Annotated in this window: 24 protein-coding genes; 15 read left to right on the top strand and 9 right to left on the bottom strand. The window is 67.0% G+C overall.

Annotated features, from left to right (window positions below; all coding sequences use genetic code 11):
• Positions 1-25 precede the first annotated feature (25 nt).
• Both ACQHII_RS08995 and ACQHII_RS09000 read left to right on the top strand, forming a co-directional pair.
• On the top strand, positions 26-925 hold the full coding sequence (locus ACQHII_RS08995) for a LysR family transcriptional regulator (RefSeq protein ID WP_427918769.1): 900 nt from the start codon (positions 26-28) through the stop codon (positions 923-925).
• A 119-nt stretch (positions 926-1044) separates the two neighbouring features.
• Positions 1045-2127 carry a tartrate dehydrogenase gene (locus ACQHII_RS09000; protein ID WP_427918770.1) on the top strand — a complete coding sequence of 361 codons (1083 nt, stop codon included), beginning with the start codon at positions 1045-1047 and terminating at the stop codon, positions 2125-2127.
• A gap of 806 nt (positions 2128-2933) precedes the next feature.
• Here the strand turns inward: ACQHII_RS09000 and ACQHII_RS09005 are convergent.
• The 4 genes from ACQHII_RS09005 to ACQHII_RS09020 all read right to left on the bottom strand — a co-directional run bounded on the left by ACQHII_RS09005 (position 2934) and on the right by ACQHII_RS09020 (position 6709).
• Entirely contained in the window at positions 2934-3062 is a 129-nt protein-coding gene (locus ACQHII_RS09005; RefSeq protein WP_427918771.1) for a hypothetical protein, read from the bottom strand.
• Between the two features lie 364 nt (positions 3063-3426).
• The gene (locus tag ACQHII_RS09010; RefSeq protein ID WP_427918772.1) at positions 3427-4821 is read right to left on the bottom strand and encodes an MFS transporter; all 1395 of its coding nucleotides are present in this window, start codon (positions 4819-4821) and stop codon (positions 3427-3429) included.
• A gap of 29 nt (positions 4822-4850) precedes the next feature.
• Positions 4851-6149 (bottom strand): acyl-CoA dehydrogenase family protein, encoded by a 1299-nt coding sequence (locus ACQHII_RS09015; RefSeq protein WP_427918773.1) that lies wholly within the window; start codon positions 6147-6149, stop codon positions 4851-4853.
• A gap of 53 nt (positions 6150-6202) precedes the next feature.
• The gene (locus tag ACQHII_RS09020) at positions 6203-6709 is read right to left on the bottom strand and encodes a nuclear transport factor 2 family protein (protein WP_427918774.1); all 507 of its coding nucleotides are present in this window, start codon (positions 6707-6709) and stop codon (positions 6203-6205) included.
• A 398-nt stretch (positions 6710-7107) separates the two neighbouring features.
• Between ACQHII_RS09020 and ACQHII_RS09025 the strand changes: the two genes are divergently transcribed.
• The 11 genes from ACQHII_RS09025 to ACQHII_RS09075 all read left to right on the top strand — a co-directional run bounded on the left by ACQHII_RS09025 (position 7108) and on the right by ACQHII_RS09075 (position 18503).
• Positions 7108-7491, top strand: coding sequence for a nuclear transport factor 2 family protein (locus ACQHII_RS09025; protein WP_427918775.1), 384 nt, complete (start codon positions 7108-7110; stop codon positions 7489-7491).
• An 892-nt stretch (positions 7492-8383) separates the two neighbouring features.
• Entirely contained in the window at positions 8384-9904 is a 1521-nt protein-coding gene (locus ACQHII_RS09030; protein ID WP_427918776.1) for a carboxylesterase/lipase family protein, read from the top strand.
• 83 nt (positions 9905-9987) lie between these two features.
• Entirely contained in the window at positions 9988-11364 is a 1377-nt protein-coding gene (locus tag ACQHII_RS09035) for an MFS transporter (protein WP_427918777.1), read from the top strand.
• 22 nt (positions 11365-11386) lie between these two features.
• Positions 11387-12322, top strand: coding sequence for an aldo/keto reductase (locus ACQHII_RS09040; protein ID WP_427918778.1), 936 nt, complete (start codon positions 11387-11389; stop codon positions 12320-12322).
• The gene (locus ACQHII_RS09045; protein WP_427918779.1) at positions 12319-12699 is read left to right on the top strand and encodes a nuclear transport factor 2 family protein; all 381 of its coding nucleotides are present in this window, start codon (positions 12319-12321) and stop codon (positions 12697-12699) included. Before ACQHII_RS09040 ends, ACQHII_RS09045 begins: the two co-directional genes overlap by 4 nt.
• 35 nt (positions 12700-12734) lie before the next feature.
• Complete coding sequence (locus tag ACQHII_RS09050; protein ID WP_427918780.1) at positions 12735-14057, top strand: ABC transporter substrate-binding protein; 1323 nt, start codon at positions 12735-12737, stop codon at positions 14055-14057.
• A 20-nt stretch (positions 14058-14077) separates the two neighbouring features.
• A complete protein-coding gene (locus ACQHII_RS09055) occupies positions 14078-15052 on the top strand; it encodes a carbohydrate ABC transporter permease (RefSeq protein ID WP_427918781.1) in 975 nt (324 codons plus the stop codon).
• Positions 15049-15912: a carbohydrate ABC transporter permease gene (locus ACQHII_RS09060; RefSeq protein WP_427918782.1), complete on the top strand. Its 864-nt coding sequence runs from the start codon at positions 15049-15051 to the stop codon at positions 15910-15912. The genes ACQHII_RS09055 and ACQHII_RS09060 overlap by 4 nt, the downstream gene beginning before the upstream one ends.
• 65 nt (positions 15913-15977) lie before the next feature.
• Entirely contained in the window at positions 15978-16532 is a 555-nt protein-coding gene (locus tag ACQHII_RS09065; RefSeq protein ID WP_427918783.1) for an isochorismatase family protein, read from the top strand.
• 94 nt (positions 16533-16626) lie between these two features.
• Complete coding sequence (locus ACQHII_RS09070; RefSeq protein ID WP_427918784.1) at positions 16627-17193, top strand: carboxymuconolactone decarboxylase family protein; 567 nt, start codon at positions 16627-16629, stop codon at positions 17191-17193.
• On the top strand, positions 17190-18503 hold the full coding sequence (locus ACQHII_RS09075; protein WP_427918785.1) for a hypothetical protein: 1314 nt from the start codon (positions 17190-17192) through the stop codon (positions 18501-18503). The genes ACQHII_RS09070 and ACQHII_RS09075 overlap by 4 nt, the downstream gene beginning before the upstream one ends.
• A 21-nt stretch (positions 18504-18524) precedes the next feature.
• Here the strand turns inward: ACQHII_RS09075 and ACQHII_RS09080 are convergent, their stop codons facing one another.
• The 4 genes from ACQHII_RS09080 to ACQHII_RS09095 are packed head-to-tail and all read right to left on the bottom strand — an operon-like array spanning position 18525 to position 22486.
• Positions 18525-19319, bottom strand: a complete 795-nt coding sequence (locus ACQHII_RS09080) for an IclR family transcriptional regulator (protein ID WP_427918786.1) — start codon at positions 19317-19319, stop codon at positions 18525-18527.
• 51 nt (positions 19320-19370) lie between these two features.
• Positions 19371-20216, bottom strand: coding sequence for a fumarylacetoacetate hydrolase family protein (locus ACQHII_RS09085; protein ID WP_427918787.1), 846 nt, complete (start codon positions 20214-20216; stop codon positions 19371-19373).
• On the bottom strand, positions 20213-21946 hold the full coding sequence (locus ACQHII_RS09090) for a bifunctional 3-(3-hydroxy-phenyl)propionate/3-hydroxycinnamic acid hydroxylase (protein ID WP_427918788.1): 1734 nt from the start codon (positions 21944-21946) through the stop codon (positions 20213-20215). Before ACQHII_RS09090 ends, ACQHII_RS09085 begins: the two co-directional genes overlap by 4 nt.
• A 45-nt stretch (positions 21947-21991) precedes the next feature.
• Positions 21992-22486, bottom strand: coding sequence for a VOC family protein (locus ACQHII_RS09095; protein WP_427918789.1), 495 nt, complete (start codon positions 22484-22486; stop codon positions 21992-21994).
• A 210-nt stretch (positions 22487-22696) separates the two neighbouring features.
• Between ACQHII_RS09095 and ACQHII_RS09100 the strand changes: the two genes are divergently transcribed.
• Both ACQHII_RS09100 and ACQHII_RS09105 read left to right on the top strand, forming a co-directional pair.
• Positions 22697-24160, top strand: a complete 1464-nt coding sequence (locus ACQHII_RS09100; protein WP_427918790.1) for an aldehyde dehydrogenase family protein — start codon at positions 22697-22699, stop codon at positions 24158-24160.
• A gap of 104 nt (positions 24161-24264) precedes the next feature.
• Positions 24265-25824 (top strand): carotenoid oxygenase family protein, encoded by a 1560-nt coding sequence (locus tag ACQHII_RS09105; protein ID WP_427918791.1) that lies wholly within the window; start codon positions 24265-24267, stop codon positions 25822-25824.
• 79 nt (positions 25825-25903) lie between these two features.
• Here ACQHII_RS09105 and ACQHII_RS09110 read toward each other — a convergent pair whose 3' ends face one another.
• Positions 25904-26509 (bottom strand): NADPH-dependent FMN reductase, encoded by a 606-nt coding sequence (locus ACQHII_RS09110; protein WP_427918792.1) that lies wholly within the window; start codon positions 26507-26509, stop codon positions 25904-25906.
• Between the last annotated feature and the right edge of the window lie 4 nt (positions 26510-26513).

The following is a 26513-nucleotide window of genomic DNA, read 5'->3' on the forward strand; positions in this document are numbered from 1 at the left end:
AGCCCAAGAAAACCGCGGAGGCAGCATGGACGCCCGGCAGCTCGAGTACTTCCTCGCCATCGTCGAGCACGGCGGCTTCAGCAAGGCCGCCGCCGCCCTGCACGTGGCCCAGCCGTCGCTGTCCCAGGCGATGGCCAACCTGGAGGCCGATCTAGGGGTGGCGCTCTTCCACCGGGTGGGCCGGGGCGTCGTACTGAGCGAAGCCGGCCAGGAACTGCTGGAGCCGAGCCGCCGCGTGCTGCGGGACCTGGCCGCCGTACGGGACACCGCCGCCGTGCTCGCCGGGCTGCACGGCGGCACCGTCGAGGTCGCCACCATGCCCTCGCCCGGCATCGAGCCGCTCACCACTCTCATCCACCGGTTCGCCGAGCTGCACCCGTCGGTGACGGTGAGCACGCAGGCCGCCTTCACCCCGGACGAGGTCGTCTCCCTGGTCCGTAGCGGCGCCTGCGAACTGGGCCTGCTGGGCAGCGCCGCCCCTGTACACCCGTCGGGGCTGGACGTCCTGCACGTCGAGGACCAGCCGTTCGTGGTCGTCGCCGCGCCCGGCGGAGCGATCGAGGACGACGTCACGATCCGGCCAGAGGACCTCGCCGGGCAGAAACTCATCGCGTCCCGGACGGGCAGTCTGATGCGCAGCATCGTGGACGACGTCACCGCGGGCGGCACCGGCACGGAGATCGTGACGGTCGTGGACCACCGCACGTCGATCCTGCCGCTGGTCCTCACCGGCGTGGGCGTCGCGGTGCTGCCCTCCTCCTGGACCCGGCTGGCCCGCCGCTGCGGTGCCGTGGTCGCACCCATCGAGCCCACCGCCCACCTCCACGTGGCGATGGTCAGCCTGCCCGCGCACCTCACGCCCGCCGCGCGGGCGTTCCTCGCGCTCACCGGATCGCTGGCGGACAGGCGGGCCCGGGACACCTGACGGCTGACGCAGGACCGATCGGCCACGCCTATACGTCGTATCGAAAGCAGGTCTTGGACGCGCCACCACCGCCCTGTGTTGACTCGGACCGACCGCACCACAGCGAGCCGGAGGCACCCATGACCGCACCCCGCACGTTCCGCATCGCCGCCATCCCCGCCGACGGGGTCGGCAAGGAAGTCGTCGCCGCCGGACGGGCCGTACTGGACGCGCTCGCCGCCGACTCCGACGGAGCCTTCGCCTTCGAATGGCAGGAGTTCCCCTGGGGCTGCGAGTACTACGAGCGCACCGGCACGATGATGGACGACGACGGCCTCGACCAGCTCAAGCACTTCGACGCCATCTACTTCGGCGCCGTCGGCTGGCCGAACATCCCCGACCACATCAGCCTGTGGGGCCTGCGTCTGAAGATCTGCCAGAACTTCGACCAGTGGGCCAACGTCCGCCCCGTGCACTTCCTGCCCGGCGTGCGGAGCCCATTGCGCAAGGCCGACGACACCGAACTGGACTGGGTCGTCGTCCGCGAGAACAGCGAGGGCGAGTACGCCGGCCTCGGCGGCCGCAACCTCTCCGCACGGGGACAGGGCGGCGAAGTCGCCGTGCAGTCGGCCCTGTTCACCGAGGTCGGCTGCGAACGCATCATGCGCTTCGCCTTCGACCTGGCACGGACCCGGACCCGCCGGAAGGTCTCCTCGGTGACGAAGAGCAACGCGCAGCAGTACGGCATGGTCCTGTGGGACGACGTCTTCAAGCGCGTCGCGCTCGACTACCCGGACGTGGAGACCGAGAGCGTCCTGGTCGACGCCATGTCCGCGAAGTTCGTGCTCAAGCCCGAAGACCTCTCCGTCGTCGTCGCCTCCAACCTCAACGCCGACATCCTCTCCGACCTCGGCAGCGCGCTGGCCGGCAGCCTCGGCCTCGCCGCCAGCGCCAACCTCAATCCCGAGCGCCGTTTCCCGAGCATGTTCGAGCCGGTCCACGGCTCCGCGCCGGACATCGCCGGCCAGGGCCTGGCCAACCCGATCGGCGCGGTCGGCAGCGCGGCGCTGATGCTGGACCACTTCGGCCTGCCCGACCAGGCGGCCCGCCTGGAGAAGGCGATCGAGGCCACGACCGCCGCCGGCATCCTCACCCGCGACGTCGGCGGCACCGCCTCCACCGAGGACGTCACCAAGGCCCTGATCGACGCGCTCAACAGCTGAGGGCGGACAGCACGCAACATTCAGCGACCGCAGGTCTGGCAGACCGACGTGTCTGCCAGACCTGCGGCCGAGTCAGTCCCTGGGCTGCCGGTTCTCTGCCGCATCACGCCGCAGATGTCGGTGGAGCCGTGGTGGGAGAAAGAGGAGATGTACGCCGCCTCATCCTGGACAACCGGGGCGGCCTAAAGGTCGGTGGAACCGCCGCCAGGACGCACCAACTAGGCCGCGCATCGATTCGTGATCAATCTACGCAATCAGTCGCCTCGGCAGCTCTGGACCGGTGGCCCACACTCCCTGACGAAAGTGCAACTGGCCTACCATGAGCGGGAGTTCATCGAGTGTGCCTGCTAATCGGCGAGTACGGACCGTACCCCGAGGAACTGCGCCAGCAGTTCGAGGGTCGTCACCTGACGGTTCAAGACCGGCGGCCGGGAACCGAGCCGCCGACGGCCACAAGCGCACCCTGGCCCTGACCGAGCACGGGCAGGGCCACGAACTCTGGGATGCGCCGAGATCCCGGCTGCACGCCTCCGGCCTCTTCGCCGTCCTCGACGCAGAGGAACAGGGAACCCTGCTCGCGCCACCCACGAAAATGGAACCGCCGCAGTGCGAGGGTGCCACCTCGACTCGCAACTCCCGCGCGATCTCCGCGTTCGACTCACCAGGCGAGAACCGCTCCGCCACCTCCAGCTGCTCGAGCCGCTCCCGCTCGGCCGGTCGGCTGTCACGGCGGAGCCATCGCCCAGAACTCCCATGACCAGCTGGGTGGTTGCCTCGGAGCGTTCCGCGTGGCGCTACGCACCGGGTCAGGCGAACGACGTCAACTCCAGCACGGTGAGACGGTCGTGGCAAGCGCACGCTGCGCCGAAGACGAAGTACACCGACAGGTCGCTCGCGGAACCCACCGCGACACGGCTCTTGTGCAGCGAAGGCACGACCGGGTGCCGTAGCACGCGCCTGGACGCAACCACTGTCACGTCCGGTACCCCGCCGACCTCCGTTCCCGAACTGTCCGTTCCTGATCGCCCACCGGATCTCGCCACTGCCATGACGGTCACCGAACGCCATCGAACCCCTCACCGGCAAGCCGGCGCTGAGCTCGGTGGCGCCGGTACGCCGAGACGACTCGGGCCCCGGCCGTTCATCGGCCGGGGCCCCACCAAGGCCTGAACACGTCCACACCTTGGTTCGGGATGCACTGCGCTGATTCGTGGTCGCCCGAGGGCGGGAGCGATCGTGCAGTTAACTGCTCTTCCCAATGTCGTCGGTCGGCTCAACGGCAGGCCGTGGAACCGGTGTTCATGCGTCCGAGACGCTGTCGGCAACGAGCCCGTGGGCGGGGGGAGTCGCCGACTCCCCGGCGTCGAGCGCGGGATACCGCGGCAGGAAGAAGGCCATCACGAGGGCGACAGCGCAGGCGACGATCAGAACCAGGAGAGGGCCGTTGTAGCTCGACGTCTGCTCCGCCGCAGTCTGCACGATGACGGGTATCACGCCCATTGCCAGGATAGTGATCCCCAAGGTCAAGCCCTGCAGTTGCGCGAAGTCCCGTGGGCCGAAGTACCGGGCGATCAGGTAGGGGCCGATCGTCGATTCCGCGCCCCTTACGACCCCCAACAGGCACATCGCGAGGAACAGCACCGGCACCGTGTCATAGACGCTGATCACGAGCACCAGGGCGACCAGGACGCACGCGACGAACGGCACGATCACCCACGGCGACCTCGCACGGTCGAGGATCACTCCGGCAAGGATCAGGCCAACGACCGACGAGATGAACTGTGCCGACAGCGACAGCGACACGGTCCCGGAGGAGTATCCGTGGTCTCCGAGTAGCGAGACGGCATTCTGCGACACGCTCAGTACCGCGCCCCCTGCGAGCATGAAGATCACAGTGCTGAGCAGCCACGTACGGCTGCGGATGGCCTTCCGCAACGGCACACCTGGCAACTCTGCGGGCACTGGCATCGTGTCCGGCACGCCCTCGGGGAAAGCAGGAACGCTGCCCTCCTGCTGGACCTTGTCCGGTTCGGACAGCAGGAACATCTGGGCCGGCGCGACGATCAGGAGAATAGCCACGCCCAACAGGACGAATGTCGCCCGCCAGCCGACGGCACTGATCAGTTGCTCGGACAAGGGGGAGAACACGGAGCCCGCCAAACTCGCCACCACACCGACCGAGGCGAACCCGATGCCCCTGTGATGGGGGAACCACACCAGCACCACCTTGAAGACGACTACTACACAGCCGATGTAGCCGAATCCCATAGCGATGACCAAGATGGCGCCCAAGGCGAGCCGACTCGCCCCCACGAGGGCCGCAGCGGCCATGGCGAGCCCATAGAGGACAACAGCCGGAACAGCGACCTTTTTCACACCCCATCGGTCCACCCAGCGGCCCCCGAACGGCAGCACGAAGGGCACGACCAGCAGCGGCAGTGAGAACAAGGTCAGGGTCGCTGACTCCTTCCAGCCGAATTCCTTGGAGATAGGCCCGACAAAGAAAGTCGTGGTTGCGGCCAATACCCCGGCGGGGCTCAGCATCATCGCGACACCGCAGGCGATCATGGCCTTCCACGCCTGCTTTGGATACATGCGCATTGACGAGAAGTACGTGGATATCGAGCGCGAACTCGGCACGGTGGAAGCGGCGAAGGAAGAAGTTTCCGGGTTCGGTGAGCTTTCGGACATCATTGTCCTCTTTTGCTTTTCGACGTTCGCCGTCAGCCGGCGGTGGGCGGCTCGAAGGCTGCGAGCAGGGGGAAGGGCGCGAGCCCGAGAACGTTCCGGCCGTTGATCTCCGCCATGGGGTCGAGCCGGAGGGCACCGTGTGTGGCGAGGACACGCATATCGCGCACGAAGCGCTGAATCGGGTTCTTCAGAGCCACCGTGGACGACCCCAGCGCGAGCTGGAGCATGTCGACCACCTGACCGCACTGGTAGATGGCATGGATGAGATCCATGGTGATTTCGGGTTCCTCGGCGGGGCTGAAGTCCTGGCCCGCCAGTACCCGGCGGTCCACCTCGTCCGCATGCATGTGGACAACGGCCGCGGCGGCGTTGATCATCGCGCGCGCCTTGCCTGCGGTGACCTGGGCCGACGGCATGTCCGCGACCGTCGGATATGGCAGGTTGAACGGCTTACGGGCCTTGGCCTGCTCGACGAAACACTCGAGGGTACCCTGCGCCATCCCCAGCGCCAGCGCGCCGAAGCTTGCCGTCGTGGTCACCATCACGGCCACCGCGCCACCGAAGGTCCGCCCGCCGTAGCGCTTCCGCAGGCTGTCCATGATTTTCGGCAGGTCGGAGGTGTGTACGAAACGGTGTTCGGGCACGAAGACTTCGCCATCCACGGTGACGCTGTTGCTGGAGGTGGCCTTGAGACCCATGACCTTCCAGTCGTCCAGAATCCGGTACTGGTCCTGCGACAGGACGGCCATTCCGCGGCGAGGTCGGCCGGCTTCGTCCTCGTACTCCACCCCCACCGCCGCCCAGGCTGCGTGCTTGCAGCCGCTGCCGAAGAACCACTTGCCGCTGACCATCAACCCGCCGTCCACGCGACGCCCCGAGCCGACACTGGTGGAGAGCACCGACGCGCCGAACATCAACGGCCCGACCCAGGTGTCGCGCATACCGAATATCTCGTCGACGGCTTGTTGCGGAAATCCGAGAGAGTTACGGATGGCACTCGACACGATGGCGGTCCAGCCGGCCGCACCGTCTCCCTTGCCGAGCGCGGTGACGACCTCGACGATGTCCCGCGCACCCAGCGCGTAGCCGCCCACCTCCTCCGGGAGGGTGATCTTGAAGACGCCGGCGTCATGGAGAGCCTCAAGCGTCTCCGGTGCCAGCGCCCCGAGCTCCTCGCCCTCCAGGGCGTTGCGTCGGAGCAATGGAATCATCCCCGTAATCTCGTCGCGGATCTTCTTCCCTGCCGGACTCAGGAACTCAGATTCGCGCTCCTCTCCTCCCCCTGCCCAAGGTGCGGCGTCAACGGAAAAGGGCGGAAAATCGTTGGACATGCTACTCCTCGATGTTTAGTGGAATACCGCGCAGGGGCTCGGACGGGCAACCTTTACGGCGCACCCTTCTTGAAAGCTCCCCAGTGCTCGGTGAGCTTTCCGTCCCGGACGCGGAATACCGTCGGGATGAACCAGTCGTACGTCGAGCTGGGGTCGGCCGGATCAGGCATCGGCTTCTGCATGAGGAGACAGACCAGGTCTTCTTCGACCATTACACCGACCGGCGGAGCAGGTACGTCGGCGACCGGCGGCGTCGGCATCGCGCGGAAGGAGGCGGCCAGCGCGGCCCGGCCATTACCCGGGAAATTGGGATCGTGCTGGATGTAGTCGTCAGCTATGAAGCGTTCGAGCACGGCATCGATTTCCTTGTCGATCCTGCCCGACACGACGAGACGAGCCAGCTCGGCTTCGAAGTCGATGACCAGCCTCTTCTTCGCAGTGACTGCCGGATCGGGTGACGCCGCGAGCGCCTCGAAGTAATCCGGGCGGTCCAGCCAATTCGAGAAGAAGGCCGGGTCGGTGATAGTCGCGACTCCAGCCGCAACGATGAAATCGTCCATAAAATCACTCACTCCAGTATTGGTGGCCGGGATCAGCCGCGACTCGGCGCGGCGCGGCGCCCGATCGTCTCGACCGGCCAGCTCGACCTCAGGCGTCCACGTGACCGAACAGGCAAGGCCAGTCGAAGGTGACGCACCCGCAGTGCGACCGCCCCACAGTCTGCACTGTACGGTCCAGTGCAGTTATTCGTAAAGAGGTAGGCCCGTTCCTTCCTGGGTCCCGACCGGCCAGCCTCCGCAGGCCGCCCGTCGCCCAGATTCCCTCCGGATACGGGAGGTGCACCGATCGGGCTACGCTGCGCGTCTGCCGCGACGTCATTCACCTGCTGCTCCGGGTCAGGAGCCGCCCGCTACAGGTCGGGCCGCGCGGCGAAGAAACTTCGAAGGAGAGGTTGCGTATGGCCATGTCCCTGAAAGCGGTCCGCGTGCTCGAAGTACGGCGGATACAGGCCATGTTGGCCGGAGACGACGAGGTTCTGCGCGGGCTCATAAGTCCGGACTGCAGCTACGTGCACAGCAATGGCAGTACCGACACAGGCGACTCCTATACCGACAAAGTGGGGCGCGGAGTGTTCCGCTATGTCGACGGAGCCGTCGACGAACAGTCCGTGGCACTGCACGACGGCACAGCCGTCGTGGTGTACCGCTTCGCGGCCCACCTGCTCATCGGGGGCGAGGAGGTGACATCCGTCAACCGATGCACCGCGGTCTGGGGAGAGCGGGCCGGCGAACCACGGTTGATCGCCTTCCACTCCAGCCCGTTGCCGAACAACCAGCGGTAGCGGGACACTCCAGCGCGACTCGTCCGGCCTCCTCGCTGTCGACCAGCGGGACCCCACCAGCTTGCACGGCGGACCTTGCGTGAATCCTAAGGTTGCTCACGCGTGCGCCTATGTTCTGCACGAACTCTGGACATGTCCCTCGGATTTCGTCACCGTTAAGCCCCTGAACCCGCAGCCCGAGACTCAGGAACACCGGGGAGGTGCCGTGAAGCCAATGCTGTCGACCGCAGCCGTTCTGGGAACGGCCGCCCCGGGTCGCCGGACGCGTGACGTCTCCGTACGCCGCCGTGACGCCGCGTACGCCGTGCGCTGGACGGGTTCCGCCGGTTCCTCCTTCGGCGCTGTGGTCGTCTCCGGCTCTGACTTACAGGGCCCTGGTGCGGGAGTACCAGCAACCGGACGCAGCGAGTGAAGGCTGATCCAGTCGTTCCGTCACTGACGAGGACTGTTCAGTAACCATTCTGTAAGGCCTCTTTGCCGCACGCGTCACGCCGCCCGACAAGCACTGAGTCGACGCGGAGGCCAGACGTTTCCTCCCCACCGCGAACTTCGTGCCAGAAGTTCCCCGAAGCCGGGTCACAGCGTGTGCAGAGGGTGCGTGAGGCCACTGAGCCCTGTCCTGCCTATCCCATTCTGGCCGACGCGGAAGGGGAGCCACGGTGTCCGGCATCCTCCACTCCTCGGACGACAACGCGAGCGGTTTACGTCGCGGTGGCGGTAGATCGCATCTTCGGACCCGACCGAACCATGTGACCTGCCGCTGCCGAATCCCCCAGGCGAAGCGAGCGCCGCATGGCGCTCTCCGCGCCCTCGCTCCAGCCCACAACCGCGCGCGAGCGCTGCTGCGTTCCGTGCCGCTGTCCGTCCCCTCCGCCTTTCAGGAGACACATCCATGAGCAGCGCACGTAGGGTCGTACTCACCAAATCAGGCCCGTTGTCCGGCGTCCCAGCCACATTGCCGGGCGTTGAAGTGTTCCGAGGGATCCCGTACGGGGCCCCGACAGCAGGGGCACATCGTTTCCGTCCAGCGCTCCCACCTCAACCGTGGGAGGGCGTACGCGTCGCAGACACGTTCGGCGACATTGCGCCGCAGGACGCCGACACCGCGCTCCCACAGAGCGAGGACTGCCTCAATCTGAACGTCTGGACCCCTGCCGACGCCTCCCCGGACGACAGGCGGGCCGTCCTGGTGTGGATCCACGGCGGACGCTTCCTCTTCGGGGCAGGCTCGGAGCCGGTCTACGACGGATCACGACTGGCCGCCAAGGGGTTGGTCGTGGTGACACTCAACTACCGCACCGGCGTGCTGGGGTTCCTGGCCACACCCGAGTTGAGCGCGGAGTCTCCGCATCGCGCGTCCGGCAACATCGGCCTGCTCGACATCATCACGGCTCTGCACTGGGTGCGCGACACCATCGGAGCGTTCGGCGGCGATCCCACCCGGGTGACGATCGCGGGCCAGTCCTCCGGCGCCGCCTGTGTACTCGACCTGGTGTACTCCCCGCTCGCTCGTGGCCTGTTCCACGGCGCGATCGCTGAGAGCGCCGCGCTGTACCCGAAGGATCCCTCCATCAGCACGCTGGCCCCCTCCCACCGGACCCTGGAACACGCCGAGTCGGACGGTCGCGCCTTCGCGAAGGCGCGCGGGGCCGAAACGCCGGCGCAGCTTCGGGCACTTCCGCTCCGCACGCTCATCGAAGGCAGCTCGGGGAACGATCCGCGTATCCGCGCCGGCCATCCGCCACCGCTCTTCCGGCCCGTCGTCGACGGCCACGTACTGCCACGCACCTACTGGCAGACGCTCACCGAGGGCGCGCAGGCCGATGTCCCGATGCTGATCGGCGGGAACAAGGACGAGAGCGGCGTCCGTCTCTCCCCCGACACCACGGTGGCCCGCTACGAGCAGGCGGCACAGCAGAAGTTCGGTGATCTGGCCGGGGAGTACCTGCGGCTGTACCCGGCCACAACCGACCTTGAGGCCGGCGAGCAGGCCAACGCCTTTGTACGGGACACCCTCCGCGTGTCGCACCACTTGTGGGCTCTCGCCTGGGGCAGCACGGCCAAGAGCCCTGCCTACACCTACTTCTGGACGCACGTGCCACCGGGCGAGGCCGGTGCGGAGCGGGGTGCTCACCATGGCTCCGAGATCCCCTACGTCTTCGGCACCTTGGGTGCCGCGGGCCTGCCCTACAACACCGAGGACGTCCGTATCAACGAGGTCCTGTCCTCGTACGTCGTGAACTTCGCCGCCACCGGCGACCCCAACGGCTCCGGCCTCCCGCGCTGGAACCCGGCCGCGGCCGACGCTCCGGTGATCCATGAGATCGGCGCCCGGTGGGGTCGCCTGGACATCGCGGAGCCGGCGAAGGCCGACTTCATCCGACGGTATTTCGACCGTCAGCAGCCGTGGTAAGCCGCTTGGCCGACGCGGGCCCTACCAGTTTGTTCCTGTCCGGCGCGGACCGGCTCAACCTCCCTACACCGACAGGGGTGTTCATGTGCACCGACTGCGGACCCGCCGGCCACGAGGCCGGCGAACCGCCAGGCTCGAAGACCGGCGCGCCACGGAGATTCGCGGCGCTCGTCGACAAGGACTGCCGCGCATATCTCCTCGGGGCCGCGGTCGCCATGATGGGCGACAACATCGAGCATGTCATCACGTACTGGGTGCTGTGGCAGACCTTCCACTCCCCTGTCCTCGTGGGCTTCCAGGTCATCAGCCACTGGGTGCCTTTCCTGCTGTTGTCGGTCCCTTTTGGCTCACTCGCCGACCGCTACGACTGCCGCCGGGTCATCCAAGCCGCGCAGGCATTGTTCATGGCTGTCTCCGTGGGGTGGGGGGTGCTTTTCCTCACCGGAACACTCAACGTCTGGGAAGCGTGCGTACTTCTGGTGCTGCACGGCTGTGCCGGAGCGCTATGGGGCCCTGCTGAACAGCTGCTGCTCCACGACCTGGTCGGACGGAACGAACTGCCCAGCGCCGTCCGCCTGAACGCGACCTTCCGCAGCCTTGGTGTGTTGCTCGGCCCGGTCGTCGGCGCGGCCCTGTTGCTGGGCCTCGGAGCAACGGGCGGCATTTTCGCCAACATCGGGTTCTACCTGCCGCTCACACTGTTCTGCTTCCGCACCCGGTCCACTGGTCACAACCGGGACCAAGGCGCCCCTCGAGCGCCCCGGCAGAGGAGCGACTCGTTGCGTGCCCTCGGTGCGGTGCGGTCCGATCACATCCTGGTCGGCATGATCATCCTCGCTGGTCTCGGCTCCCTCTTCGTCGGCTCGTCCGTCCAGTCCTCGATGCCGGCCTTCGCCCAGGATCTCGCGGGCGGCAGCACGGGCGCGTACACAGTGCTGCTCACCGCCAACGGGGCGGGCGGCGTGATCGGCGGCGTCCTGCTGGAACTCAGCGGCCGGGTCAGGCCCAACGTCTCGGCGGCCGTCTGCGCCACCGCCCTGTATGGCGGGTCCACCCTGTTGTTCGCGGTCACCCACAGCTACACGGTCGCCCTGCTGACCCTGCTCGTGGGCGGCATCGCGGGCCTGGCCTCCATGTCGATCACTCAGACGGTTGTCCAACTACAGGCACCGGCACAGGACCGCGGTCGGATCATGGGCTTGTACGGCATGTCCTTCGGTGGGCTACGGGCGGGCAGCGGCGTGACGATCGGCTTCCTCGGAGCGACGCTCGGCCTGCACGGCGCGCTCGCGCTGAACGCCACCGCCCTCTGCCTAGGCACAGCGGTAGGCGGCTGGTACGCGTCCGTCGGCAGGATTCCACGACCCGACCCTGACGGCGACGAACGTCCGGGCACCGCATGGCGCGACGCATCACCGGGCGAGGAGGTGAGGTCGGATGGACTTCCGCCGACTCGGTGACTCAGGCCTGATGGTATCCGCGGTGGGGCTGGGTACGAGCAGTCTCGGCTTCGGGCTCGACCTCGACGGCTGCCGGACAGTCGTACACGCGGCACTGGACGCGGGCATCACCTTCTTCGACTCCGCCGATTCCTACGGCGTCTCCGAGGAGCGACTCGGACAGCTCCTGCACGGACACCGCGACGACGTGGTCATCGCCACGAAGTTCGGTGAGGACGTACGGCGCCATGGTCTGTCCAACGGTGAGGACTGGGGTGTGCGCGGCAGCCGTCGCTACATCACCCGAGCCGTCGAGAACTCCCTGCGGAGGTTGCGTACCGACTGGATCGACCTCTACCAGTTGCATCGGCCGGACCCGGCCACACCGATCGAGGAGACACTCGGCGCGCTCACCGATCTCGTCCGGGACGGCAAGATCCGTTACCTGGGCTCGTCCAACCTGGCCGGGTGGCAACTCGCCGACGCCGAGTGGACCGCACGTGCCCGTGGCCTGGAGCGCTTCGTCAGCGCCCAGAACGAGTACAGCTGGCTCAACCGTGATGCCGATGCGGACATCGTCCCCGCCCTGGAGCACTACCGGATCGGACTGCTCCCCTACTTCCCTTTGGCCGGCGGCCTCCTGACCGGCAAGTACCGGCGTGGCGCGGGCGTACCCGATGGCAGTCGCATCCAGCAGTGGGGGCTCGAATCCACGCTTACCGACGAGACGTTCGACGTCCTGGAGCGGTTGGACCAGTTCGCCCTCGACCGAGGTCTCACCTTGCTCGACATCGCGATCGGGGGCCTGGCGGCGAAGCCTTTCGTGGCCAGTGTGATCAGCGGTGCGACCTCCGCCGAGCAGGTGGCCCGCAACGCGGCGGCCGCCCGGTGGCGGCCGACGTCCCAGGACCTCTCCGAACTGGATGCCATCACCGCCTCCTCCCCCGCAACTCCCGTCGCATCGAAAGGCAAGCCATGACCGAATTGAGCGCCATCGTCGGAGAACTGTCCCGGGCTCTGCGCACAGCGATCGTGCAAGGCGACGCCGACGCACTCGACGGACTGCTCACCCACGACTTCGTGTGGATCCATGCCAACGCCGAGGTCGATTCCAAGCAGAGCCTGGTCGGCTCGGCCCGGGCCGGCGCTCTCAGGCACATCGAGTTCGAGGCCTCCGACGAGACCGCGCGTCGCTACGGCGACGTGCTGGTGCACAACGGTGTCGCCTCGGTCCAGGTACAGGTCGACGCGGACCTCATGAGACTCGCGAATCGCTTCTCGATCGTCTGGACGCTGGAAGACGACGGAGCTTGGCGCATCACCAACTGGCAGTCCACCTCGATGCGTTCGAACTGAACACTGCACGCCCAAACACATGAAAGGAGCTGGGAATGAGAACCCTCACTCGCAACAGGTACGCGGTGGTCACGGTCTTGGCCCTGGGCCTCGCCCTGTCCGGCTGCGGAACCGGCAGCGGCAGCGATTCGTCCCAGGCGGCGGACACCACGGGACCGGCGCCCACGGGCGTGACCCTGACCATGTGGCACAACACCGCGGATTCCACCGCCCTCACGAACCTGTACAAGGCCTATGAGAAGGCCTCGGGAAACAAGATCTCGTTCGTGGACATCCCGCCCGCCACCTTCCCCATGACCGTCCAGTCGAAGTGGGCCACGGGGGCACGGCCGGACATCCTCGAATGGCACGGCAACAAGATGGACCTGCTCTCGCTCAACGGTTCGAAGAACATGATCGACCTGAGCAGTCTGCCCTTCGTCAAGAAGGAGGGCACACTGGCCAAGACCTCGGGCAGTCTCAACGGCAAGACCTATGCCGCGACCCTCGGTACTCCGTCGGTGTACGGCGTCTTCTACAACAAGAAGGTGCTGGCCGACGCGGGCCTCAAACCGCCCACGTCGTACGCCGACCTCGTCGGCATGTGCTCGACCCTGAAGTCCAAGGCGTCCGCTGTCACCCCGATCTACGAATCTGGAGGATCCGGCTGGTCACCCGCAGTCCTCAGTGGGTTCGACTACATGGGCCAGTACAACAAGGACAACGCCTACAGCCAGTCGATCGTCGACAAGAAGGCCAAGTTGAACGACCCCAAGGGGCCGTTCGTCGCGGCCCTGAAGGCATACGACTCGCTGCGCACCTCTCACTGCTTCAACTCCGACGCGGCCACGGCGAGTTGGGAGAATTCCCTCAAGGCCGTCCTCAACGGCAAGGCCGCAATGGTGGCCAGCAGCACGGACAGCATCGGAATGCTGAACGGCTTCGCGAACGGCGACACCAAGAAGGTCGACGACACGATCGGTTTCGTCGGGCTGTCCGCCACCGACTCCACGGCCAACTACGCGCCCACCCCTCTCGGCACCTACTACGTGCCCAAGACCGGTGACTCCAAGAAGGAACGCGCCGCGGTCGACTTCATCCAATGGATCACCGGTGCCGGATACGCCGACTACGTCAAGGAGTCAAAGGCTCCGCCGACGCTGTCCGGCACCGCCGCACCCGACGTACAGGAACTGTTGTCAACGGCCTACGACGCCTATCAGGGCGGCGCCACTTTGACCATCAACTCGGTCATCCCCGGCTTCGGCACCTTCGGCACCGAAGCCGACAAGCTCCTGGCCGGCCAGCAGAGTCCCCAGGACGTCGCCGACAAGATGCAGAAGTACTTCCTTCAGGCCTCCGCGGCCTCGGGCCAGTGAGCCGAGAGGATCCGCGACCGATGATCTCGCTCAGCGCCACCGCGCCCCCGCCCGAACAAACCGAACCCGTCAGGGACAGCGTGTCCTCCTCCGAGGTCCCGATCCCAGGCACCAGTTCACGGCGGCGGCGTGGATCCCGCCTCCACCAGGCGCTCTTCGCGGGCCCCTCGATCCTCCTGGTGGCCGTCTTCTTCGTCGTGCCTTTCCTGGCCAGTGTCGTGTTCGCCTTCACACGCTGGACCGGGTTCAGCGACACCATCACCTGGTCCGGACTGGACAACTTCAAGCTGTTGAACGACCTCGGCATCCTGACCCACGCCATCAAGGTCACGGTGATCTACGCGATCACCTCCATGGTCGTGCAGAACATCATCAGTCTCACCCTGGCGGTCGCGCTTGCGGACACTAACCGGGTCAACACCTTGTTCCGTTCGCTCTTCTTCATCCCTGTACTCGTCTCACCGCTCGCGGCGGGATACATCTGGGCCGCGGTGCTGGACCCTTCCGGCCCGTTCAACAGCTTCCTGTCAGCTCTGCTGCCAGGACAGGTGCACTACTCCTGGCTCGGTCACAGCACCTCGGCCCTACTGACGGTGGCGTCGATCGACGCCTGGAAGTGGAGCGGCCTGGTCACCCTCGTGTACATCGCCGGGCTGAACCGCGTTCCGCGCCAAGTGATCGAGGCGGCGACGATCGACGGGGCCGGACCCTGGCGCCGGTTCTGGTCGATCCGCTTCCGACTGCTCGCGCCGGCCTTCACATTCAACGTCGTTCTCACTCTGGTGGGTGCCTTCAGCGCGCTGGACGTCGTGTTCTCGACCACCAACGGAGGCCCGGGCGACGCGACGTCCGTGCTCAATGTCGCCGTCTACAACCAGTACGCCCAGGGCTACTTCGGCTCCGCGAGCGCCCTGGGCCTGGTGATCACCCTCATGGTCATCCTGACGGCCGTGCCGCTGATCGGATGGCTGCGCCGACGGGAGGTACAGATGTGAGCACCACGACCGCCCTACGCCGAGCCAGGACCCGCACCCGCACCCGCGGTGGGGTCCGCTACCTCCTCCTGACACTCTTCGCCGTCCCCTGGATTCTCGTCCCGTTCTGGATGCTGCTCGTCAACTCCTTCAAGACCGACGCCGAGTCGAGCACTCTGTCCCTGAGCTGGCCTCACCACTGGAACGCGGGTGCCAACTATGCGGCCGTCATCCATCAGGGTTCCTACTTCACGGGACTGCGCAACAGCCTCTTGGTGGCGGTTCCGACCATCCTCGCCGTGCTGCTGTTCGGCTCGATGGCCGCCTGGGTCTACGCGAGAAGCACATCCGTATCCCTGCGGATCGCGTACTACGGCACGGCTCTGTCCATCGTCCTGCCACCCGCCATCATCCCGACCGTCTACGTACTGACCCAACTAGGCCTCAACGGATCACAGTTGGGCTACATGCTGACGATCGCCGGTACTCGGCTCGGGATCGTGGTCTTCCTGGCCACCGGGTTCGTGCGGACGTTGCCGACAAACTTCGAAGAGGCCGCCGAACTCGACGGCGCCTCCAAGTGGCAGACGTACCGCTGGATGATCATGCCGATGCTGACCCCGGTTCTGGCAACGGGCGCGGTCATGCTCGTGATCGGCGTCTGGAACGACTTCTACTTCGCGCTCTTCCTGCTGCGGGACGCAAGTGAGAACACCCTGCCACTGACCCTGTATCAGTTCGCGAACTCCTCGGTGCACGGCATGCGTTGGAACCTGGTCTTCGCGCATGTGGTCCTCACCAGCCTGCCGTTGCTGTTGGTCTACGCGATCCTCCAGCGTCGCGTCCTGTCCGGGCTCACCGAGGGGTCGACCACCGGCTGACATGGCCCGACCGGTCCCAGAACGCGACACCTCCATCACCCGTTCCCAGAAAGAGAAGGCCGGCCATGCCTGTCACCCAACTTGACCCGCGTACCGCACTCGTCCTCATCGACCTGCAAAGGAGCGTCGTCGACCTCACTGCCGGCCCGCACACCACCGCCGAGGTCGTCGCCCGCTGCGCACGCCTCGCCAACGCCTTCCGCGCCGCTGACCTGCCCGTCGTCCTGGTCAACGTCACCGGCGGAGCACCGGGACGTGTCGAAAAGGGCTTCGCTGGTGGCGATCCCCAGCCCGGCTGGACCGAGCTGGTGCCCGAGCTCGACCACCAGCCCGACGACATCCTGGTCACCAAGCAGCGTTGGAACGCCTTCCACGGCACAGCGCTGGACAGCGAACTGCGTCGGCACCAGGTCACCCAGGTCGTCGTGGCGGGCATCAGCACGAGCAGCGGCGTGGAGTCGACTGCGCGAGCCGCTCACGATCACGGCTACCACGTGATCGTCCCCGTCGACGCCATCACCGACGTTGTGCCCGACGCCCACGACAACAGCGTCGCGTTCGTCTTCCCACGCATGAGCGAGACCGGCACCACGGAGGAGGTACTGGCTCACCTTCACTGATCCGCATCCGTCGTGCGGTGGTGTCCATCCGCTCGGGAGGACACCACCCCACCCCCGCGGCACCCTCAGCCGATCACGAACACCAGGAGGATCCGTGCGCCTCACGCCGCTGCCCCACTTGACCAAGCCGCAGAACGCCTTCCAGGACGATCTCGTCGCCCGACGCGGAGGAGTGCACGGCCCGTTCGCGGTACTGCTGCGCAGCCCCCATCTCGGCACACCCCTGGAGGAACTCGCCGCCCGCTGCTCTGGAGACTCCGCGCTGCCCGCTCGCCTGCGGGAACTCGCCCTGCTCGTCACCGCCCGCGCCTTCGACGCACAGCACTCGTGGAACGCGCACATCGGCAAGGCAGTCGCTGCCGGACTCGACCCGGCAGCACTGGGACGGCTGGCTCGACGCGAAGATCCCGCCTTCACGCGCGACGACGAGTCGACCGTTCACCTCTTCATCACGCAGTTGCTCTCGGACCACTCTGTGGATGACGACACGTACGCGGCCGCAGTCGATCGGCTCGGAGAGACCGCGCTGGTGGACCTCGTGATATCCGTGGGCACCTTTACTACGCTTGCCCTGCTGCTCAACAGCTTCGAAGTCGATCTGCAGCCCGACCAGGCCCCGCCGTTTCCCGATGTCGCAAGTCTCGGCAAGCAGGCCTCATGACCAGCCGCGATTCCGGCCTGTCGTACTCGGGCGAGGGCACCACCGTGTCCTTCGGCCCCTTGCGCGCGGGAGCCGGCCGGGCCGAAGTCCTGCTGCCGGCTTCTCTGTTCCCCGTGGACGGGTTCACCGGCATCCACGACTCCCTCCACGTCCGCGTGCTCGTCCTTGACGACGCCGTGACGAGACTGGCCGTGGCAGTGCTCGACCAGACCTCGATCCTCGACGACCAACTCGCTCGCGCCCAAAGCATCCTGCGTGACGTCACCGAGGTCGACCCGGCCCACGCACTGATCATCGCCAGTCATACGTTCTCGGCACCACACATCCGGCCCGAGTCGGTGGTGCCTGAAGCCGAGCGGGACAAGAACTCCGCGCTGGCGGCGGCCTTCGATGACGCGCTGGCCGAAGCCGCAGCCCGGGCCGTGAATCGACTGCGCCCGGCAAGGACCGGCTTCGCTACGGGCCACTGCCGCGCCAACGTCCAGCGAGACGTACCCACACCGCACGGATGGTGGCTGGGGGCCGACGACGGCGGGCCGGTCGACGACAGCGTGGGAGTGCTACGCGTCGACGGCCCTGACGAACAGCCGCTGGCCCTCCTGGTCAACTATGCCGTCCAGTCGTCCGTCATGAACGGATCGCGCACCCGACGCGGAGACCGGCAGGTGACGGCGGACCTCGCGGGAGCCACCGTACGACTGCTGGAACAGCGGTACGCCGCCCACGGCACCGTGGTGCTGTTCCTCGTCGGCGCGGCTGGAGACCAGGCTCCGTTCATGACCGCCGTCCGCAGCTCAACCACCGCGGACAGTAGGCTCGTTCACACCGACCTCGGGGAACAGGGCCACTTCCTGGTGGAGTTGCTGGGAGAGAGGTTGGCCGACGAGGTCGCCCGGGTCACCGAGCGAACAGTGACCGGGCCTTTGACCGTACCGCTGAAGGTGAAGGTCGACGAGGTGGAAGTCCCCGCGCAAGTGGCGCCGGCCGGCCTGGAATCACTCCGTCCCTGCCACAGCTACGAATTTCGCCCGGCCGGCACCTCTCACGCCCCGGTCGTTCTGGTCCGTGTCGGCGCCACCGCGTTCGTGGGGGTCCAGGCCGAACTGACCGTCCGCACAAGTCTCGCGCTGAAAGCGGTCTCGACATTCGCGGCGACATGCGTGATCACCATGGTCAACGGTGCCGCGAAGTACATGGCCGACGCGACCGCCTACGACCGCATCACCTACGCGGCGATGAATTCCCGCTATGCCAGAGGGGCGGCCGAGGCGGTGTCGACGCGCATCGAGAGACTCCTGCGGGAACTGTGACCGAACCAGACCTCGCACCGGTCATCCGGCGACCGCGGCCATACGGTCGGCGATTTCCCGCGCCGCGGTGAGCACGTGGCCCACGATGTCGGCTTCCGCCTCGCGCGTGACCCGCGAGGCCAAAGCGGCCACGCTCACGGCCGCCACGACCTGTCCGGTGTCGTCCTGGATCGGCGCGGCGATACCGACGATGTCGGGATCGAGCTCGGCGCGGGAGATCGCGTACCCGGCTTGTCGGATCCCCTTCAGCCGCTCCATCAGTTCGTCGACATCGACAAGCGTCGAGGGCGTGAACCGACGAAGCGTCGCGGCCTGCAGCATGCCGCGTGTCTCGTCCGGAGAACTCCAGGCGAGGAGCACATGCGCAGAGGCACCGGCGTTGATCGGCAGCGCGCTGCCCCGTTCGTACGAGATACGGACGGGGCGTCGTCCGGGTTCGGCCGTTTCGACACACACCACCAGGTCGCCCACTCGGCGGGTCAGGAGTACGGTCTCCGCGGTCCGCTCCGAGAGCGACACCATGGCCGGCAGAGCGAGTTCGGGCAGCCCGTAGCTGTGCCGGGCCAGCCGGGCGATCTCCATCACCCGAAGACCGAGCCGGAAGCCCCCTCCAGGCGCCTCTTCCAGGAAGCGGCTCGACACGAGGGACTGCAGGTAACGGTAGGCGGTCGACCGCGCGACCCCCAACCGGCCGGCGACCGCCGTCGCGGAAACGACCAACTCGGTCTCGTCGAACATGGTGAGGATGTCGAGCGCCCTGTCGGCGGTCGTGTTGCGCTCACGGTAGGTACGACCATTGGACGCTGTTCCTGACATGCGGGACACCCTAACGGACGATGTACGGACCGACAGGGTCCTTGACCCAGGTCATGCGGGATCGTCCCTGACCACGCGGTTGCTCGTCTCACCTATCCCCTCGACATACGTGACCAGTCTCTGTCCTGGGCGCAGGAAGACCTTCGGGTCCCGCCCCGCCCCGACGCCGCCCGGAGTGCCGGTGGCGATCAGGTCACCCGGAAGCAAAGTGATGATCGTGCTGACGTAGGACACGATGTGCGCAACGTCGAAGAGCAGGTCGGCGGTGTTCGACTCCTGCATGGCATGACCGTCGACACTGCATCCGATGTTCAGCCCCGACGCTCCGGGCGGAAGCTCGTCCGACGTCACCAGAGCGGGCCCCACCGGGGTCGTTGCCTCGAAGGTCTTGCCCGAGAGGAACTCCCGTGTGCGGTGCTGCCAGTCCCGTACGGTCACGTCGTTGAGGATCGTGTATCCGGCCACGGCCTTCAGGGCGTCCTTCGCTCCGACATGCCGGGTGCGCCGACCGATCACGGCGCACAATTCGGCCTCCCAGTCGAGGTCATTGCTCACCGGCGGCATGTGAATGTCGTCGTAGGCGCCGACGAGCGCTCCGTCGTACTTGGCGAACAGCGTGGGGTGGGCGGGCGTCTGGCGGCCCATCTCCTTGATGTGCGTGGCGTAGTTCAGGCCGAGGCAGACGATCTTGTTGGGGTGGGGCACCACGGGGGCGTACCACGCCTTGTCCGCCGCGATGCGACGGCCGTCGGTCTTGGCCGCACGCCGCGCCCAGTCCTCGCCCGAAGCCAGCAGGGCCGCGACGTCCGCGTGGGGCAGTACCACCAACTCGTCGCCTTCGTGGCGCACGGCGACGGTGCCTTCGTCGGCCACACTTCGGATCGTGCTCAGTCTCACTTGTGGGCTCCTTGTGTGTCGTGTTCCGGTGTGGATGTGTCGGCCGACGCCGAACCGGTGACAGTCACCGAACCGTCTGACCCCGATTCCTTGCTTTCCGTCGGAGAAGGCGCACGGTGACAGTCCGCGGGCAGGAACCGACCGAATGCCCGAGTCACGTCACCGACCCGGCTCGGGGTGAAGACAGCTGCTATCAGCCGGTCAGGACGGACCAGCAGCAGACGCCCCCGGAGCGGCGCGAGGTACGCCTCGACCGTGCCGTCCGCATCGGCCACCGCGGCCCGTCCGTTTCGCCTACGCGGTGCGCGGTCGCCGAGGACCACGTCCACACGCCGTGCTTCGGGCAGACCCGATACCGCCACCGCCTGCCAGTCGTCGTCGGACAGGCCGATGCCCAGCAGGCTCCAGCCGGAGCCGAGAACATCGTCGAGACGAGTGGTCGTGTACGCGGGGCCGTGCAGCACGACGGGCTGGTGCAGCAACGTGCCGGTCAGTGACCGTCCGGGGCCGTCAGTGAGTGCGACTGCTCCAGCCCGCACTCGCGTGTCAGGCCGGTACCTCATCTCTGTGAGGTACCGGCGCCCATGTCGGCTCAGCATCGCCGCGCGAACCCACAGGTCTCTTCTCAGCGCCCGTCCGCGGTCGGTCGTCATCACCACACGGCCCAGCCGCACAGACAGTTCGATCATCGCCTGCGCGTGCGGACGACGCTCGGTGTCATAGGTGTCGAGCAGCGCATCCGCAGCCCGTCCGGCGAGCACTTCGGCCACCTTCCAACAGAGGTTGGCGGCGTCCCTGACACCGGAGTTGAGTCCCTGGCCAGCGAATGGCGGCATCATGTGCGCGGCGTCGCCGAGCAGGAAACAGCGATCGTCGCGCAGTCGGTCCGCGAGCAGGGCGTGGAAGGTGTAGGCGACCGAGCGCTCCACCTGACGCGGTGCGATGTCTCGGTACGGGCGCAGCAGATCCCGTACCAAGCCGAAGGACACCACGTCGCCGGGAGCGCATTCATCGGGCCGCAGCCGGAACTCGTAGCGACACCTTCCTTCCCGCCCGGGCACGATGACGAGGGGCCGGTCGGGGTCCCCGATGTGCATGCCGTAACGCTCGTCGTGCGGATCCTCGACCGTGTCGACGACAAGCCAGACGTCGTCCGGGAAGCTGCGTCCGCGCATAGGAATGGACAGTTGATCCCGTACGGTACTGCGGCCGCCGTCGCATCCCAGGACGTAGGCGGCCTCGATCCGCTGTGTCACTTCGTCATCGGACGCCAGGGTCGCCAACACTCGGCCGGGAAACTGGCGCAGTTCCACGAGGCGAGTCCCGAAACTCACGTCCACGTGCGGGAACCGGTCGAGAGCGGAGCGCAGGACACGCTCGAGATCGGGCTGGGCGAAGGGGTTCTTGAACGGATGCCCGAACCGACGCTCCCCAGTGCCGCGGGCGTGGACGAGCGGCCGTCCGCCGACTCCGTAGTACCTGGTGCCCGTTCCGGGCACGATGATCGGGTAGACGACCTGGTCCAGGCCGGCCAGTTGCAGCGTGCGCAACGACTCGTCGTCCAGACTGATCGCCTTGGCGTCGTCGCTGGTGTTCGTGTGCTGCTCGACGAGCAGGACCCGGACGCCGAGCGCGCCCAGAAGGTTGGCCGCTGTCAGCCCGACCGGCCCCGCGCCGACGACGAGTACCTGAGGCTCATCGCCGAAGGGCACCGGGGGTGGTGTAGCCATGGATCACCCTTTCGGCAGTGGTGAGCTGGGCATGGGGTGGCAGGACTACTGCACGGGCTGGTACACCGGGCCGCCTTCGGCCAGCAGCCGCTCTGCCTGAGCGAGGATCTGTTCGGGGGCCTGATCGAGGTCGAGCGTCTTCCGGAAGGGCTGGCGGACGTCGCGTTCGATCCTCAGGTAGACCTCGTTGCGGTTTCCCTCCGGATCGAAGAAGTAGATCCCGATCGCGTTGCCGTGGGTCACTTCCTGCTGAACCTCGATGCCTTCGGCGCGGAAACGCCGGTGGAAGTCGATGATCGTCTCCAGCGAGTCGACCCGCCACGACACCTGGTGGGTGAGCTTGGCTCCAGCCGGTGCCGTCCGCCCCCGTTGGAGCACGAACTCGTGGTGCTCTTCGTCGGGACGAGCCGAGTAGAAGACGATTCCCAGCTTGTCGTCCTCGTCGGTGACGACCAATCCCATGATCCGCTCGTAGAAGTCACGCATCTTCTCCAGGTCTTCGACCCAGAAGCCGGTGTGTCCCAGACCGGTGATACCCACATTGCCTCCTTATTCAGGACTGCCGTATCGCCTAACGAGACATTAAGCGCCTTCGCTCCCTCTTGACAACCCCGAATCCGAGCGAGTGTCCTGTTTGACAAGTATCGAGTCCGACGAAACAGGACTTAGCTATGGCCGACCCGAGCCTGGCGCAAGTCGCGAGACAAGAACTAAACTGCACGGTGCAGTTCAGTCTATGGATGGAGCATCATGGCGTTTCTCGAAGATCACAACTGGCAGGGGCAGATCTTTTCCGGTGGGTGGGTCGAAGGCTCCGGTGAGCCCTACGACTCGATCGAGCCGGCCACCGGCAAGGTGCTGGGTCGGGTGGGAAGCGCCACGCCTGCCGACCTCGACCGAGCTGTGGCACAGGCCACGCGGGCCCAGCGCTCATGGGCGGCACTTCCGTACAGCGAGCGCGCCAAGGTGCTCCGGCGCGCCGGATCCCTGTTCGAAGAGCACCAGGCCGAAATCGCCGACTGGATCGTGCGGGAGTCGGGAGCCTTGCGCCCGTTCGCGGAGTTCCAGACGTCGAACGGCGCCTCCGAGGAGTGCTTCGAGGCCGCAGCCCTGTCGGGGGCTCCCTTCGGCGAGGTGCTTCGTTCGATCGAAGACCGGCTCTCCTTCTCGCGACGCAGGCCCGTGGGCGTCGTAGGCGTGATCTCGCCGTTCAACGCACCGATGGTGCTGGCCATGCGCGCCGTGGCACCAGCTCTGGCGCTGGGCAACGCCGTCGTCCTCAAGCCCGATCCGCGCACGGCGGTCTGCGGAGGTGTCACGATCGCCCGGGTCTTCGAGGAGGCAGGTCTTCCCGAAGGCGTGCTGCACGTGCTGCCGGGCGGCGCCGACGTCGGCGCGGCACTGGTCGACGATCCCCGGGTACCGGTCATCGCGTTCACCGGGTCGACCCGGGCAGGCAAGGCCATCGCCGCTGCCGCGGCACAGCGCCTGAAGCGGGTGCACCTGGAACTGGGCGGCAACTCGGCGCTGATCGTGCTGGAGGACGCCGACCTGGACAAGGCGGTGTCGGCCGGCGCGTTCGGCTCGTTCCACCACGCCGGGCAGATCTGCATGGCCTCCAGCCGACACCTGGTGCACGCGTCCATCGTCGACGAGTACACCGCTCGCCTCGCCGAGCGCGCTGCCGCGGCGCCCGCCGGCGACCCGGCGACGAACGCGGTCGCCGTCGGCCCCATGATCGACGAGAGGCAACTGCAAGCCGCCCACTCCGTGGTCACCGACAGCCTGGCGGCCGGAGCGCGACTGGCCGCGGGCGGTACGTACGAGGGGCTGATCTACCGCCCCACCGTCCTTGCCGACGTACCGCTGACGGCGCGTGCGTACACCGAGGAGATCTTCGGCCCCGTCGCTCCGGTCGTCGCCTTCCAAGATCTGGACGAGGCCGTTCAGCTCGCCACCGACAGCGAGTACGGACTCTCCCTCGGCATCCTGACAGGCAACCCGGTCAAGGGGCTGGCACTGGCCGACCGCATCCCCACAGGACTGGTCCACATCAATGACCAGACCGTCAACGACGAGGCCACCGTGCCCTTCGGCGGGGTCGGAGAGTCGGGTAACGGCTCCCGTCACGGAGGCGCGACGGCCAATCTTGAGGCCTTCACAGAGCAGCAGTGGGTCACGGTCCGTGGTGAGATCCCCGGTTACCCGTTCTGATCCAGGCCACCGGCCGGGACTCCTCCTTCCTCCGGGGGTCCCGGCCGCTCCGTGCCCTGTACGCCCTCCGGAACGCCATCCCGCCACTCGCATTGGACACATCCATGAGCACAACCCCCCTTCGGCCCGGCCTGGTTCCGCCGGACCCGATGACGATCGCACCGCGCGCCGCGGCGACACCGCCAGTCCCGCACCGGACCGAAGACGCGGCCGACTGGGCCCCCGGCAACAAATTCCTGGGCGGGCCCTTCAGGCCCTGGACGGAGGAAGACGCCGCCTACGACCTGGAAGTGGTCGGCGAGATTCCCGCAGACCTCGCCGGAGCGTTGTTCCGCATCTCCTCCAACCCCCGCTTCCAACCGCGCGATCCGGAGCGGTACCACTGGTGGGAAGGCGACGGCATGGTGTGCGGCGTCTACCTGCGCGACGGCCGGGCCGCCTACCGCACCCGCTGGGTGATGACCGACTCCATGAAGTTCGAAGTCGAACAAGGGCACGCCGTCTACAGCGGTTTCGCCAACGGCGGCAGCACTGCGCCGCTCCCCCAGGGCGCTCCGCCCGCCAAGAACGTCGCCAACACCAACGTCGGCATCTTCGACGACCACCTGCTGGTCTACTTCGAGGGAGGCCTGCCCTACTCCATGCACCCGGAAACGCTGGAGACGTACGGCACTTACGACTTCCACGGCGGCATCGACGTACTGTGCACGGCTCACTTCAAGACCGACCCGGCCACCGGCGACCTGCTGTTCTTCGCCGCGACCGGCCCGACCATCACCTGGTACCGGGCAGACGTGAAGACGGGCGATATCGTCGACAGCCACACCTTCGACATCAAGGTGCCCGTGCTCATGCACGACTTCGCCGTCACTGAGAACTACGCGGTCTTCTTCGTCACCCCGGCCCAGTTCCGGCTCGACCACATCATGCAGGGCAAGCCAGGTGTCGTCTGGGACGAGGGCTCGCTTCCCCACGGTGTGCAGATCGTGCTCATGCACCGCGGCACCCATCAGGTCACCTGGCACGAGGCGGGCGGCCACTGGGCCAACACCCACTTCTACAACGCCTACGAGCGCGACGGGCAGGTCGTCGTCGACGGGCACCGCATCACCCGGCTGGGCACCCCCGCCGACCAGTTGGACACCCCCGTCACCTCGCACTCCTGGTTTCCGCCGTCCCTGCCGCACCGCTGGAGTGTGGATCTGACCACCGGCAAGGCAACCGAGGAGATGCTCAGCGGCCTCGCCGGCGAGTTTCCCCGCATCAACGACGCTCGCACCGGCCTGGAACATCGCTACGGCTACTTCGTCACCACCCGCTCACTCGCCGCGGACACCATGAGCGACGGCCTGGCCAAGCATGACTTCCTGCGTGGCACGACCAGCGTCGTCGAAGGCCCCGCAGGGCTGACCAACCCCGGCGAACCGGTCTTCGTCGCCCGGGAGAACGCCCGTTCCGAAGACGACGGCTATCTGCTGTCCCTGTGGTGGAACCGCCTCACGGGACTGTCCGAACTCCTCGTCCACGACGCCTCCGACCTGGTCCGCACCCCATTGGCCCGGGTCAAGCTGCCCAGTCGAGTCCCGTTCGGTTTCCACGGCAACTGGGCGGATCGCAGCGTCCTCGACCAGGCGGTCGCAGCGCTCGGCGAAGAAGCCGGCTGATCCACTTCCCGCCCATGACAAGGGGCCGACAGCGGATTCCGCTGTCGGCCCCTTTCACAACGATGCGCGCGTCCCGAGATTACGGAGCGATAGGAGGAACCGCCTTGCTCGGCGCTTCCGCAGCGCTCTTGCGCAGAATCTGCAGCGGTTCCGTCCAGCGCAGCAGTTCGTCGAGCATGTCCGTGGCCGCCGCTTCCAGCGGCGGGGTGGGCACGAAGCGACCCTCCTTGATGAGCTGGAACACGAAGGGAATCGCGACGGCCTCCGGGATCGGCATCACCTTCAGCGTCGTGACTATCTGCTTGAGCACCTGCACCGAGCGCAGGCCGGCTGCCACGCCGCCGTAGCTGACGAAGGCAGCGGGCTTGTACAGCCACTCCTGGTGCAGGTACGAAATCGCGTTCAGCAGCGCGGCCGGGGGGCCGTAGTTGTACTCGGGCGTCACGAAGACGAAGGCGTCCGCCTCGTCCACCGTGGCGCTCCAGACACGGGTGTGCTCGTGGGCGTACTTGCCCGTGCGCGGATGGGCGGGCTCGTCGAGGAGCGGAAGTCCGATCTCGGCCAGGTCGACGAGTTCGACGTCGAAGCCGCCGTGCTGCTCGGCGGCCTTCGCGGCCCACTGGGCGATGGGCAGCGCGAGACGGCCGGGGCGAGTACTGCCGACCACGACGTGCAGTTTGGGCATGGTG

This window comes from Streptomyces sp. cg40, from assembly GCF_050320165.1.
In the GTDB taxonomy this organism is placed as follows: Bacteria; Actinomycetota; Actinomycetes; order Streptomycetales; family Streptomycetaceae; genus Streptomyces; species Streptomyces hokutonensis.

Bases quoted from the DNA above. Each gene is read 5' to 3' on its own strand.
- ACQHII_RS09020 (WP_427918774.1), bottom strand. From the start codon at position 6,709: ATGGACGATTTCATCGTTGCGGCTGGAGTCGCGACTATCACCGACCCG.
- ACQHII_RS09090 (WP_427918788.1), bottom strand. From the start codon at position 21,946: ATGGCTACACCACCCCCGGTGCCCTTCGGCGATGAGCCTCAGGTACTC.
- ACQHII_RS09025 (WP_427918775.1), top strand. From the start codon at position 7,108: ATGGCCATGTCCCTGAAAGCGGTCCGCGTGCTCGAAGTACGGCGGATA.
- ACQHII_RS08995 (WP_427918769.1), top strand. From the start codon at position 26: ATGGACGCCCGGCAGCTCGAGTACTTCCTCGCCATCGTCGAGCACGGC.
- ACQHII_RS09100 (WP_427918790.1), top strand. From the start codon at position 22,697: ATGGCGTTTCTCGAAGATCACAACTGGCAGGGGCAGATCTTTTCCGGT.
- ACQHII_RS09055 (WP_427918781.1), top strand. From the start codon at position 14,078: ATGATCTCGCTCAGCGCCACCGCGCCCCCGCCCGAACAAACCGAACCC.
- ACQHII_RS09065 (WP_427918783.1), top strand. From the start codon at position 15,978: ATGCCTGTCACCCAACTTGACCCGCGTACCGCACTCGTCCTCATCGAC.
- ACQHII_RS09105 (WP_427918791.1), top strand. From the start codon at position 24,265: ATGAGCACAACCCCCCTTCGGCCCGGCCTGGTTCCGCCGGACCCGATG.
- ACQHII_RS09030 (WP_427918776.1), top strand. From the start codon at position 8,384: ATGAGCAGCGCACGTAGGGTCGTACTCACCAAATCAGGCCCGTTGTCC.
- ACQHII_RS09045 (WP_427918779.1), top strand. From the start codon at position 12,319: ATGACCGAATTGAGCGCCATCGTCGGAGAACTGTCCCGGGCTCTGCGC.
- ACQHII_RS09000 (WP_427918770.1), top strand. From the start codon at position 1,045: ATGACCGCACCCCGCACGTTCCGCATCGCCGCCATCCCCGCCGACGGG.
- ACQHII_RS09080 (WP_427918786.1), bottom strand. From the start codon at position 19,319: ATGTCAGGAACAGCGTCCAATGGTCGTACCTACCGTGAGCGCAACACG.
- ACQHII_RS09075 (WP_427918785.1), top strand. From the start codon at position 17,190: ATGACCAGCCGCGATTCCGGCCTGTCGTACTCGGGCGAGGGCACCACC.
- ACQHII_RS09035 (WP_427918777.1), top strand. From the start codon at position 9,988: ATGTGCACCGACTGCGGACCCGCCGGCCACGAGGCCGGCGAACCGCCA.
- ACQHII_RS09015 (WP_427918773.1), bottom strand. From the start codon at position 6,149: ATGTCCAACGATTTTCCGCCCTTTTCCGTTGACGCCGCACCTTGGGCA.
- ACQHII_RS09110 (WP_427918792.1), bottom strand. From the start codon at position 26,509: ATGCCCAAACTGCACGTCGTGGTCGGCAGTACTCGCCCCGGCCGTCTC.
- ACQHII_RS09010 (WP_427918772.1), bottom strand. From the start codon at position 4,821: ATGATGTCCGAAAGCTCACCGAACCCGGAAACTTCTTCCTTCGCCGCT.
- ACQHII_RS09050 (WP_427918780.1), top strand. From the start codon at position 12,735: ATGAGAACCCTCACTCGCAACAGGTACGCGGTGGTCACGGTCTTGGCC.